Origin of the sequence: Paenibacillus sp. PastF-3, from assembly GCF_029893135.1 — a bacterium.
Lineage (GTDB): Bacteria > Bacillota > Bacilli > Paenibacillales > Paenibacillaceae > Paenibacillus_AQ > Paenibacillus_AQ nitricinens.
The window spans coordinates 238,801-251,918 of record NZ_JARXWM010000005.1 but is presented as its reverse complement, the minus strand read 5'-3'; the positions used below and the strand labels follow the sequence as shown (position 1 = coordinate 251,918).

Below are 13,118 nucleotides of genomic sequence, written 5' to 3'. Positions count from 1 at the left end.
ATGTAAGAATAGGTATCCCCGGGTCACTTGAGGGTTAATGATATAGTATAATTATCAGCATAATATACTGAATACAAAGTCCTTCAGATTGGAGCGTGTCAGCTTGAAAAAGTATATAGCTTTATTCTTATTGATCAGCGTGTTATGGATACCCGGTGCATACGCCGCCGAAATCCCTGCTGAGCAGGGATTAGTAACCGATAAAGCTGGAATGTTCAGTTCCGCAGAAGCGACGTCCATTTCTGCTGCTGCCACTGGAGATCTGATTACTATGCATGTACTCACCGTAGATTCCCTAAACGGCACTCCGGCCGATAAGTACGCCGAGGATACTTACACCTCTTGGGGATTATCCACACGCGATATTCTCTTGCTGATCTCCGCTGGCGACCAGTCCATTGAACTAAATTTTAACAATCCGGGCTTTCAAACCTCGTTAAATGCCTGGTCCCAAAATCAGGGAGGAAAATCAGGAAGTGCTGCCATTACAGCGCTAGTTAATACTTATTTCATCCCTTATGCCAGAGAAGGAGACTTCGCTGGAGGGACAAAGGCTCTAATTAAAGCGGTCCATTCCATCGGGGAGAGTATCGGAAATACTGGAGGAAATGCAGGAAGTGGTAGTGCAGTTGGCAGTACGAATAGCGGTTCAGGGAACGGAACCTCCGGTAAACCAGGGACCTCGGTCAGTACCGGAAGCCGCTCCAATAGCTCCATGTTTACGATTGTCGCCATTCTAATCGGAATCGTACTAATACTACTTGTGCTATTCATAGTGGTCACAGGTCTACGTCGACGCAAACAGCTAAACGCACAACAAGAGCAATTATCCGATTTGCTAGTACAGGCAAATCGAGCATTGGAGTCATTAAAGCCATTTCAAGGGATCGTTCAGGGAAAAACCGAGGTACTGGTAGAAGGCATTTCAAAACGGCTCTCTGCAAAGCTTGTTGAAATCTCTTCACTGCAAAGTGATGGGCAAGGTGTACAGCCACCCTTTTATCGTTTGACTGCCCTTAAGGCAGCCGTGGAACAATTACAGCAGACAGAGGCCTCCTTCCGCGCAGCGCTCGAGGAAGAAGAGAAGAACATTGCTGTCATCAGTGAAGCTGATCGCAATGTTAAACAGCGAATTACAGAGCTGAAAGAGGATGCACCAGAGCTTGAAGAGCAGCTGCAGGGTGCGGTTAAAGAAACTGGCTATGCACTTCAAGAAATTGTAGAAGAGCTCAAGGAGCTTGCCGAGGAGACCTCTAAGGCAGATCAATTGGAGCTTTTTGACCCTATCGCCGCACAAGAAATTACCGAGGATGCACAAGATCGCCAAGAAAAGATTGAACAAGACCTGAAGGATGTCGATCTCTACGATGATAAGCTAAATAAGTTCCCTACGGTTTTAGCTGCAGCCCGTGCCAAAATCACAAACATCATCGAGCAGAGTTCACTCCACAACATGAAGGTAAAACCATTTGATCGTCTGGAGCAGGCCCGCGCAGAATCGCTAACGCTTGAAGCGCCGCTGCATGTTGGAGATATGGATGAGGTGCGCAAGATAGGCGCTACTCTTGACCTTCTCCTGGATGAGGCTGTTGCTATGACAGAACAACAAGCACTTCTTCGGCAGAATAACCGCAGAGATTTAGAGATATTCCGTACCCAGTGGAGCCAATTAAAACAGCGGCGAGACGGACTGCAAAGCCGGATTACCGAAGCACGTATGTATTTTGAAGAACAACATGTATCAACTGTGGAGAACATCCTTACAGCGTGGAGCACACGCCTTCGGGAAGGTGCTAGTGAAGTGGCGCAGATTGAGAATTGGACCAGTGATGAGCGCGGCGAATATGATAAGGCCCACAATGCGCTAGAACAGTTGCTATCCCTCCAAGATGAAGCTGCAAAGCAGTTCGATGGTGTCTCAGAAAGTCTAAATGCACTTCATGAAAGACTGGATAAGGTCACTCGCCTCTTTTCCGAAGGGCAAAGCCGGGTGGAAACAACCCAGCGTATGCTGCATAGCAGAGGGTTATCTTCTAGAATTCGCTTCGAGCTATCCTTACTGCCGGAATACAGTGCACTGGAACATCGTTTGGCATCCCGGCCTTACAATCTTGAGGAACTGGAATCCCTTGGCCGTTCTTATGATTCACAGATCAATTCCTTTGTGAATGAAGCGAACCGACTCGTTCGTCAGAAGGAAGAAGAAGAGCGACTAGCTCAATTAGCTATGCTGAGAGAACAACAACGTCGCGCACAGGCTCGCAAACGAATGTCCTCTGGCCCACCTTCATCAGGTGGATTCGGTGGAGGACGCTCGTCCGGAGGCTCCTCCTGGGGTGGAGGCGGCAGCGGTGGCAAATCCTCCGGCGGATCTTCTTGGGGCGGCGGAGGGAAGTCCGGCCGAAATTCATCAGGCGGATCCAAGTGGTAGACTTTCTCCAAATAAAAGACTCTTCCAGCCTGCATAGGCGGAAGAGTCTTTTATTATGAATTACTGCTTGCACGACGAAGAAATAGCCAAGATAAGCCCTTTATTTTATTGGCAGATAAATCGTAACGGCTGTACCTACGCCCTCTTCACTTGCTATGGCCACGCGTCCTCTATGTGCAGACACTATTTTTTTAACAATCATGATTCCCAGTCCATTACCGTCACCTCTGGTTGTGTGAAAAGGCTGCCCTAATTTATCCAGCACTTCCTTGTTCATACCCTCTCCGTTATCTTTGAAGGTAATCGTCTGGAATCCATTCTCCACATCTAGGGCAACTGTAATGCTTCCGCCAAAGGGCAAGGCTTCCATTGAGTTTCTTAGGATGTTTAGGAAGACCTGCTTAATCTGATTACGGTCACACAAGATATTCGCATCACAATGGAATTGTGTTTTCAATGATATATTATTCATCTCCACTTGAATCGCAAAAATGCTGAGCACTTCCTGCAGAATCGTGCTACATTGTTCTACCCTATAATGCGCGGCCTGCGGTTTACCTAGTATGAGGAACTCGCTCACAATGAGGTTCATTCTTTCTACTTCTGACATTATAAGATCATAATGTAGCAATTGCGAATCTTTATTGGCTAGTTGAAGCATTCCTTTGACTGTAGTTAGCGGATTACGAATCTCATGTGCGATACTCATGGCTAGTTGTCCAGCGACCACTAGCTTCTCTGTATTGCGCAACACTTCTTCCGTTTTTTTCATCTCTGTGATATTACGAAGACTCCCTATCACACGAGCTAAACATGCATTCGAATCGTAAACCGGAAGCACATCCAGCATATAATGCTCAAATAAACCGTTGCTCTCCTGAATCACTTCCAGCCCAGCACATGCCTCTTGCTGAAGAATGACATGTTGAAAATAAGAGCCCACATTCCGAATTTCGAAGACACTGGCACCGATAACAGATGCTTGATGCTCACCATCCAAATGAAGCATGGTTAAGCAGTTCTCATTTATATTGACGACCGTTCCAAGTTCATCCGTTATAATAACACCCAAGTAATTGGTATCCAATAGGATTCGATTTAAAAGCTGAAGCTCAGCATTCCCCCTACGCAGCAAAATCTCGCGTTCGATAGAGTCAGCCATGGTACAGAGCAAAGGCAATAAGTGGGGATGCGCCACATCAATATCCGCCATAAATGATATCGTCCCCAATATTTCAAGCCCATCCTCTTTATAAAAAGGAGCCGTACAGCACACTAAACGATGAAGAATTTGATGATAATGATCTTGTCCCTTCAACTGAAAAGGCCGCTGATGTTCCAGACACAATGCAATTGAGTTTGTACCCACTTCTTTGTTTAGTTGCACACCTTCTTTGATGCCAACCTGCCCTACGAGATCAATAATCGTCGGATCCCCTTTGAACGCCAATAGATAACCTGCATCATCCGATATCGTAACAAGGATCGGATTACCTTTTACTGAAGAAAGGAACTTGTTTACAAAAAAATCAATAACCTCAATCACTTCACTATATACATGGAGTTGTGACCCCAATTCATCTGCAGCATAACATTTTGGAAAAATAGGAGGCTGCTCTGGATCTATTCCTTGATCAATGCAATGCTGATTGGAAGCCTTAATGATAGTCTCATCCGTCAGTATCCCTGTTGTCTTTTCCAAAGCCTTACCCCATTCTGTATGATTCTTCAATTTTGCAATACTAATATGTATTCTACTTCTTTCCCCCTAATCCTTTTCAACCCTAAAAAATCAAAATATCCCAAAGATGAAGAAATATCTTACAGCACAAAAAACTCCGCTCTTTTAAAGAGCGAAGTTGCGGATTCACATTATTTCTTCTTAATGTTTCGGATCATCCAAAAAAGGTTTGTTCACATAATAATACATAACCCCCATCAGAACCCCGCCGCCAATTAGATTTCCGATTGTAACGGGCACAAGATTATGCACCACACCGCCCCACGAAACCGTTCCGGGATGGTCAAGGACTAATGCAATTGCAAAAGTACACATATTGGCAATACTATGCTCATAACCGGAGATGAAAAAACAGAATACGAATAAGACCATTGCGAACATTTTGGCCCCATCGCCTTTGATATTCATTGGGATGAAAAAAGCCATACAAACAAGCCAGTTACAGAGGATAGCGCGGAAAAAAAGCTGCCCTGCCGGAGCCTCCATTTTATGCTCAACCACATATAGTAAAAAACCATTTACATCAGAACTGTAAAACAGCCCTGTTAAAAAAATCAACAGTGCAAATGCAGCAGCACCAAGAATGTTACCTATATAACTCATGACCCACATGCGTACAACCTCGGACCATTTCATTTTGCGTCTCAAAGCCGTGTACGTGTAATAGAAAGTATCTCCGGTAAATAAGTCCCCTCCACCGTATGAGATTAGGATGATCGCTGCTCCGAAAGTAATCGCAGCCATTGGATACGCAAACGGTGAATGCTCCATATAGAAATAGTTGCCTGTCTTGAAGGCTACAATTACACCAAACCCGATAAACATACTGGCCAGCATGGCTCTGGCAATATAACGCATTATACTTTGCCGAAAAATTTTCTGTTTCTTGAGTGCCAATTGTTCAACCTGAAGCAGCGCCTCGTTCTCCATGTGACCTCCTTAGGGATTTTGGTATTTCCAGCTAGTTAAGGGCTAATCGTACAGCCTTGAGTTATTATACCCAATAACCCGCTGGAAATTACTTGAACCAAGTTGTGGTTGAAAATCCCCGAATTTCTCAGAGGAATTGATGTTAATTCCCGCTAACTGTCGTCATTCAATTTGGCTATCGCTTCTGCTTTTTCGCTGCTGGCTACGATGATAAGCACGAGTATCAAACACCCTAAGATCATATGCCTATCCCCACTTTCTACACATGTAGTCTTGTGACAACTTATGTGTGAAGATAGGACTTTATGATTGAGTATTGGCGTTAAAAAAAGCCTGTTGAATGAATTCAACAGGCATCTCAATCTATTCTCTGTATTTTTATTATTGTCAGAAACAATTTAGTTCAAGAAACTGCTCAGTTGACTCTCAGCCTCTCCTTGCTTCAGTGCCTGAGGCTTGTCCGCCTCATTTAGTCCTAAACGATTACCCAACTGAGTATTGATTGCCGTCATTTTAGACGTATAATCTTGGCAGCTCTCAATAATACGACGGTTGGACTGTTCTGAAGTATCTAGTGCGCTAAGCAGATCACCAATCGCTTGATTCACAGCTTCCATAGACATAGAAGGCTTAGACAGCAACTCGGTTGTTTTCTCTGTAGTGGTACGCAGCAGACGTGCATTTTCTTTAAATTGATCTTCAATCGTCTTATTCGTCGCTTCTACAGCATTGATGACGTTCTCCTGATCCGCTAAAGACATCGCAATCATTGCCGACACCGTGATCAGATTAGAGGTCTTATCAATTGCGTTATTCACGGAATCAATCAGCTTGTCATTATTATCATTAATGATGTCTGTAGCAGCAATCGCTTGATTGTACAGCAGAATCATTTCTGTCATCGACTGAATTCGAACCATCACTTTACGCAATCCGCGCTCCAGATAAGCTTTACGGTACTCATTCTCAGGCTTCGCGATCTCTACCTCGAACAATTCTTTCAACTTAGTGCCGAAAGCAATTTTGGTCTGTAGGTTATAGATCTCTTCCATAGAGGTACGTTTCAGCTGACGCATATTCACAATGCTCTCTTCGAGGGTATCTCTACCATCGCGAAGCCCTGTAACTATGGCATCAATGTTCGTACGAACCGACTGATATTTATACACATAGTTCTTCATTGGACTCTTGCGCAGAATCTTGCCAAAGAAGCTCACATTCTTACTTTGCTGCAGATTCTCACACTCATTCCGCAGCTTCATAATCATATTAGGCACTTCAACGCGCTTACCAGACATCAGGTCATTCACTGGGCGATCCAGCAGCTTCAAGGTTTGTCCTGCTTTTTCCTGCGTCTTAACCCCAAGCTTGCCGATATCATCCATCAAGGAATCCAGTGTAACCGTATCCGTTTGGGATACCTTCTCAATTAATTGTGCCGCTTCCTCGACTACCTTTTGTTCATCTTCTTTTTTTAATTGGATCAACTGCGTGGACATGGGATTCCCTCCTATAGTTCGGAACTGCTGTACCGCTGATGAATCAGTTCCGCCTTCGTCTGAAGTTCCATCAGGTCTTTATGTTCGATCGTGGACGCGATATCCGATATTTTGGAGTCGACATCTCTTAGACCGTTCAGCAGCATTCTCCGATTCTTCGTCTTTGCTTCACCGCCGAGCCGTAAGAACGGATTGATTACACCATTCAAATCCTTCAGAATCAACCTGCGGACCGTATGATTAATCTCGCCGTTATTCAGCTCCTGCAGCAGTGGAATTACACGTTGAAGCCTCGCGAAGAGCGCCAATGATTTCTCGACAATTTCATTGTCCAGCGTATCCTTCTGCCCTTCTGAGATAATCATATCTTCCAGAATACTAAGATACTCCACAACCGGAGCGAACTCCGGTCCAATCTTCACCGCGCTCTCAGTTCTACTGTCATAGCTGTGATTACCTGATGTGGTATCATTTGTCGTGGTGCTTAATTGAGGAGCACTCTCAGCGGGTGCCTTACCAATAGGTGTCGTCACAGGGCCTGCTGGCAACACCTCCGCTGGGAGATTGGTTCTTGGACTTCTCGTTACCAGAGCACCTATCCCCGCACCCGCTAAAGGCAACAGCAGAGAGATGAATTCGGGCAGAAAAGAGCTCGTTAATACAGCAACAACATAACCGATACCGGCGTAAAGCAACACTTTCGATTTAAACTGAATTGTTCTCACCTCTTGTGAGCGACTTTATGAACGCTCAATTCACGGCATCCGGAATGACAGATTGGCCGTTTATTTTCATAATCATCGGTTGCTCCAGATGGCTAGCCAATACATCACCTTCAAAATTCATAGGCTGAACCTCGCCACCGAGTGCGCTTTTGACGGCTAAATAAGGAAAGTTAATCCCTGACAGACATGACATATGCAGTCCACCGGACATTCGTGGGTTAATTTCCAACAACTTTGGAATATCTCCATTGTATTTCATTTGAATATTGAAATTGAAGGGGATCTTGTAAACTTCTGCAACTCTAGCTGCAATCTCCTCCAGTTCAGGAATATGCTCCATCAATCGCAGACGACCGCCCACTTTTCGACGTGGCACAGCCACTAATAGCTTACCGTTCTCATCTGCCAGACAATCTATACTATACTCGTAACCCTCCAGTAATTCCATCACCATCAAATCAGGGAAGTTCTCTTTGCTTGCAAGAATATGATAGGCATCCTCAAACGTAATCAATGGAGTTACATACCCAAAAAGCTCTTGAAGCGGATCGCGGGTATTGTCGATAATTCGGAAGCCTAACCCGCCTTCTGTTTCAGTAGGTTTAAAGCAAACACGATGTCCCTTGGCAACAAGGTCCGTGTAAGCGTCTTTAAACTGCTCCGCTGTACTAACTACATGATAATCCGGGATACTCATGATGCCCTGCTCCCTAACATTCTCGTAAAATTTACCTTTGTCCATAATGGACTCCAGCAGATCAAGATCTCTACAGACCAGAACCTTAGTACCAATCGCATCAAACATTGCCACATGGAGAGCAATATCAAGCATATGCAACCGTGGAATAAAGACATCGATCTCATTACGCCGACAGAAATCAACGCAAAACTGAACATATTCTATTCCCTTCAGCGCCGGCTCGGTTTCAGCAAAGTCAGCACCTTGTAGCGACATATGGCGGATATCCGGGTGTGTTGCAAAGATTTGAACCGGTATACCATCCTCGTTATTGCGAAGGAGATTCATATAATGGTAAGCCACGGAAAACCAACGATTGAAATAAATATTTACCTTTTTCATAGTGGCCCCACTCCCAATGCAGTTAGATTATTATAGATCATATTTACATACTGCAAAATCTCATCTCCAGCAAATACGCCTGATTCTTTCGTAAATGGATATCTTGATTTTACAAGACCACTCTGTTGCTCTGCAAATATTTCACCATGGCAAGGAGCAATAGCATAGTCGGCACTCTCAAGCAGACTCTTATCTAGCAGTGAGTCCCCGGAGGCTACCATAGGTTCAGAACGAACGGTGCGCCGCAAATGGAGTATAGCGTCGCTTTTGTTCACGGCAGCCGGCACAGCGTACAACTTGCGGCCTTGTAAAGAAACCCTCCAGCCAAGATTATAGAGCCGATCTGATAGATTAGTGATTTCATCTAAAGGTAACTGATCCCGATAAACCATGAAGGAATAGAATAGATCATCACAATAATTCTCACTAATGATCCAATCCTCACGTACAACCGCCTTGATATATGATCTAATCTCTTCAGCCCCAGCAGAGTGACGAGCTACCAATCTACCGATTGATTCTCTCCATTCCTTATCCACAACACCACCGATTAAGATATTCCCCCCATTGCTTGTAACCGCATAGTCCGGTATTACTGTTTCTTGAAACAGATTAATACGCTTATATTGTTGTATCGTACGCGTAGTAACCGGGATGAAAATAATCCGTGTGTTCAGATCCATCAGCTGATTTAATGCATGCTGCGAAATATAGGATCTCGTCTTTCCCTCTATAATTTCTGCCGGAATTAGACCTGGAGTATTCTCCGGCACACCTATTGCACCTAAAGAATAGATCAAAGTACGATCTAGATCACTAGCATATATCATTCTGTCTCCCCCTTCAGCGGTTTAATTATTCCGCAGCAGGAGTACGTCATCCCAGGAAAGATCTCAACAGGAACGCCCCGGTCCTTCGCTAAGAGAAGAATATGCTTTAGATTCGGATTATCCATAGTATCGACAAGAATTTTCCAAGGTACTCTACGTAGTAATACGCGGGTTGTTTCGCCGACTCCCGGCTTTATCAGATTAATGTTATCTATTCCGAAAGTCTCCTGAATACACTGAATATCACGAAGACCCTGCCAAGTAATTTCTGGCGGATGCTCCAGCATCTGTTCAGCAATATTCTTCGCTTCTTCTACTACGGAAGGAAAATACGGGCAAATCGTATCAATAAATACATTGGACTCGTCCGCATTCAGCCACTCCTTATAAAACTTTGAACCATGAAATTCCTCAGGACCAATGAGATCAGCGTGTAACACCGTTCGGCTCATCAGCCCTGAAACGGTAGAGTTTAAGCAGGCGCTAGGAATGAGATAGTCTTCTCTAGTCCCAAACATACCTGCGCAGCTTCCAGGGTCAGCCAATACGGCAAGATCATCATTTAAGCGAATACCATACTTCTCATAGAAGGTATTGCAAGAATCAATCAGCACCCCACGGATAGCCCCTTTTCCTGTCCACCCATCCACAAACTGCAAATCAGCATCAAGTCCATGCTTCTGCAGAATGTAGAGTATCGCATTCTCATCTATACCTTTTCCTCGAATAATAGAAATACTATAATGCGGCAAGTCTACCTCGTATCTCTCAGTTATATAACGCTTAATCAGTATACCAACGGGTGTTCCAGCTCTAGCTAAAGAGACAAGCACTGTACTGCGTCCTCTTCTCGAGAAAATCATTTCAGAAACAATGGCAACAGCTAAAGCAACCTTCTTAGCTGATTGCTGCAGCGTCTCATGAAACAGGTCGACATACTGCTCGGTAGGCTGATATTCAACGGGCAACATCTCAGAATAATGGACACCCGATTGAATAGCCTCCTCCCTTTCCTCCGTCGCCAGCTCCAGCGAAACGTCACTAAGATCCTTAAGCAGAAACGTAACATCTGACGGTGGATAGCTACCTAAGGGAACCGGTTCTGCTATTTTTTTGTCTATGACTTTATGATTACTTGTTCCCTTCATACTGGAGGCCCTCCACTTCTTCCTTCAGGAGTCAGTACAATAAGATGCACTTTATGGCGAGCAAGTGTCTTCAGTATATCAAGCATGGGTTTCATTCGTTCATGCGGTACATCACGCTCAATCAGCACAAATATTTCATCATACTGATCAGAATCCACATTATAAATAAAGTTTGTAATTTCCGGATCGCTAGCTGAAGGATATGCGGCAGCACTATGCACTCCGTAATCTGGTCGACGTTCAGGGTGGATTGGACTGCGAGTAGAGGACTGATACGAAATGCCTTCCCCCATCTCAGCCGCTATCCGCATAGGAAGGTACATAAATTCACCTACACCCATCACTAGAGTCTTAGAATCCCCCCCTCGTAGTTCTCTTAGATGAGCAGCTATCCGGGTTACCCCTACATCAAGATCATCATTATTCAGCGACTCCAGTCCGAAACGTCCGCTGTATTTCACATAAGGAGACGAGTTGGTGTCACCATATGAATCTACGGATGTTGCCTGCAGACGTTCTAAACCGTCCACTACATAAGTGGTCACTACTTCGGATTCCACTGAAGACGATAACAAATCTTTATCATTCCCAGCATTTAGCAAAGGCGTGCCTTTTACTTCAATACTGCCTTGAAGCAAACACAAGGACTTAATCCGAATCCCCAGTTCCTGTTCTAATTCGCTATAGGTATGAAGATTATTACCGCTCCTCCAATCCAAAATAGAAACGACTACGTATTCCTCCCGAGGGAATTTAGACTGAATATCACGGATCGTATTAATGGCTGTATTCCCTGTTGTAATCTCATCATCCACCAAAATAATCGGCTCAGTCCCTGATAATAGCTTAATATTCAAGGCGTAACATAGATGGTCAACCGCATGTGAATGCTCTTCTTCAAAGCTAACAATGGACTCCAAATCGATGATATGTTCACGGGTAGTATGAATATATGATGCTGCATCAGCAAACATGTTGTACACACTGTGACCCAGTGCAGTTGCAGTCTCAGCAAAGCCAATAAAGACAACAGGCCTAGGAAGAATTAATCGTGCAGCTAATAAATGCTCATAGGCTTCCTTGGAAGACTCAGGATGTATCAGTCCGTGTACAGCTTTATCTAATAAATCTTCCATCCTATCATTATCCGCAGAATTACCGTTCATCTCCTGATATAACAGCAGCGCTAATGCAGCACCACTTAGCAGAGAGGTGTACGGATTAACAGGGATATGTTTACCAAGTACCTTGCTGACGAACAAAAAGGAGCGTTTCTTATTAATCCGGGCTGCCATGGAGAATAAAGTATCCACAGGCAAATGAAAGGGATTAGATGTTTCGGTAACCATAACCTGCAGGTTCTCGACTATGTTATACGTGTGTAAATTTGTTTTCGGGTAATAATCCGACAAAATGCTGTTGTTCATGTAACACCCCGTATATTTGTGATCGTAGTAAAATCCGTTTTGCCCAGTTCAAATGCGGCTTAATCTCGTTCATTTTATTAGAATATTGACTCTTGAAGACGCCTAGGCTGCCATCGTTACTCTCTACGATACTGCAGGCATCAACATATTCCTCGTGCATTACCGTGTACATGGCCTGAACAGGTCTGAGGTGTGAGGGATGTATAATTGTCTTGCCCAAGATCCCATTTTCTTTATCTAAAATCACTTCACGAATAAGCCCATCCATGCTGCTAGAAATGTAACTATTTCGCATGTCGCGGCCGTTTTTACCATAGGTGTCCTCAAATGGAGTCTGCCGTAGCTGTGGTCTGAGCACCCGATGCCCTTTATTCGCAAAATATTCCCAGACTGGTCCGGAAATTACATACCCTTCTTCCACTCTGCCAAAAATATTAATAATATCCGATATGCAGTCTCGAATAGGGGTAAGATCATAAATACTAATATCAGGACTACGGCGCAGTCCGAATAAACTTGAGAAGTCTGTTGCTCCAATTCTAACGTTCAACACATATTCGCGGTAATTGCCTAGCAAATTACGAATAGATAAAAGACTATCTACCCGGCTCTCCCGGTAAATAATAGGCGCACTTTCCAGAATTGGCATGCCATAAAGCACTGGGTCTGAGTAACTGCGCGTTCTATTGTAATCGGCTATCGCCTCGAAATATTGGATTCCGTTGTCGACCGAAAATTTAGGGAAAACAAACCCTGTTAACATCGTAACCAAAGACCCTAACCGAAAAATCAGCTGCCGTAGCTGCTCCGGGTTACGAACTCGGATGAAGAGGAGCGGAAGACTATCACTCCCGCTTGGCTCGTTCTCCTCATATGCGGCGAGAAAAATAAGATGCTGAATGAGAGACTCCTCTGCATGGTCAACCTCGTTATCACCGATCGCATCCTCCAGATCAATAATAACGGTTACAAGTCCTGCACTTTTGAGCTTCAAAATGTCTTCGGGAACACTAGCACGAGTTGCTGGCATATAAAGGGCAGCTCCAACAGCATGAGCCAGCAAATCTTTACTCGTAGTATTATGGTTAAATGAAATCGGCGGATTATAAAATAAGGCTATTTCTTGTTCTTTCGTCAGGTAATCGAAGTATCTCAAGATGGTTCCCCCTTATAGTTTTGCGAAGCCAAGCAAAACAAGCGCAGGCCTCTCCTATAGAGAGTGGCAGAACCAGCTATACCCTATCCGGTTCTCTCATATATAAGTGAAGGCCTACGCTATAAACATATACGATTACCTGAAAGCAGC

The 13,118-nt window shown here is 44.3% G+C and carries 10 protein-coding genes; 1 reads left to right on the top strand and 9 read right to left on the bottom strand.

Going from position 1 to position 13,118, the window contains the following annotated elements:
- Positions 1-103 precede the first annotated feature (103 nt).
- Positions 104-2,431, top strand: coding sequence for a septation ring formation regulator EzrA (locus tag M2444_RS12820; protein WP_280787137.1), 2,328 nt, complete (start codon positions 104-106; stop codon positions 2,429-2,431).
- A 100-nt stretch (positions 2,432-2,531) separates the two neighbouring features.
- Here the strand turns inward: M2444_RS12820 and M2444_RS12815 are convergent, their stop codons facing one another.
- The 9 genes from M2444_RS12815 to M2444_RS12775 form a co-directional block, all read right to left on the bottom strand.
- Positions 2,532-4,133 (bottom strand): ATP-binding protein, encoded by a 1,602-nt coding sequence (locus M2444_RS12815; RefSeq protein ID WP_094869706.1) that lies wholly within the window; start codon positions 4,131-4,133, stop codon positions 2,532-2,534.
- Between the two features lie 180 nt (positions 4,134-4,313).
- On the bottom strand, positions 4,314-5,102 hold the full coding sequence (locus M2444_RS12810) for a formate/nitrite transporter family protein (RefSeq protein ID WP_280787136.1): 789 nt from the start codon (positions 5,100-5,102) through the stop codon (positions 4,314-4,316).
- Positions 5,103-5,500: 398 nt separating this feature from the next.
- A complete protein-coding gene (locus tag M2444_RS12805) occupies positions 5,501-6,601 on the bottom strand; it encodes a toxic anion resistance protein (RefSeq protein ID WP_094876727.1) in 1,101 nt (366 codons plus the stop codon).
- Positions 6,602-6,612: 11 nt separating this feature from the next.
- Positions 6,613-7,317 carry a hypothetical protein gene (locus M2444_RS12800; protein ID WP_094876743.1) on the bottom strand — a complete coding sequence of 235 codons (705 nt, stop codon included), beginning with the start codon at positions 7,315-7,317 and terminating at the stop codon, positions 6,613-6,615.
- Between the two features lie 34 nt (positions 7,318-7,351).
- Positions 7,352-8,407 carry an ATP-grasp domain-containing protein gene (locus tag M2444_RS12795; RefSeq protein WP_280787135.1) on the bottom strand — a complete coding sequence of 352 codons (1,056 nt, stop codon included), beginning with the start codon at positions 8,405-8,407 and terminating at the stop codon, positions 7,352-7,354.
- Positions 8,404-9,237 (bottom strand): HAD family hydrolase, encoded by an 834-nt coding sequence (locus M2444_RS12790; protein WP_280787134.1) that lies wholly within the window; start codon positions 9,235-9,237, stop codon positions 8,404-8,406. The genes M2444_RS12795 and M2444_RS12790 overlap by 4 nt, the downstream gene beginning before the upstream one ends.
- Positions 9,234-10,385 carry a cysteine protease StiP family protein gene (locus M2444_RS12785; RefSeq protein WP_094876730.1) on the bottom strand — a complete coding sequence of 384 codons (1,152 nt, stop codon included), beginning with the start codon at positions 10,383-10,385 and terminating at the stop codon, positions 9,234-9,236. The genes M2444_RS12790 and M2444_RS12785 overlap by 4 nt, the downstream gene beginning before the upstream one ends.
- The gene (locus M2444_RS12780) at positions 10,382-11,812 is read right to left on the bottom strand and encodes a phosphoribosyltransferase family protein (RefSeq protein ID WP_481857496.1); all 1,431 of its coding nucleotides are present in this window, start codon (positions 11,810-11,812) and stop codon (positions 10,382-10,384) included. The genes M2444_RS12785 and M2444_RS12780 overlap by 4 nt, the downstream gene beginning before the upstream one ends.
- Positions 11,757-12,968 (bottom strand): HpcH/HpaI aldolase/citrate lyase family protein, encoded by a 1,212-nt coding sequence (locus tag M2444_RS12775; protein WP_280787133.1) that lies wholly within the window; start codon positions 12,966-12,968, stop codon positions 11,757-11,759. Before M2444_RS12775 ends, M2444_RS12780 begins: the two co-directional genes overlap by 56 nt.
- Positions 12,969-13,118: the final 150 nt, after the last annotated feature.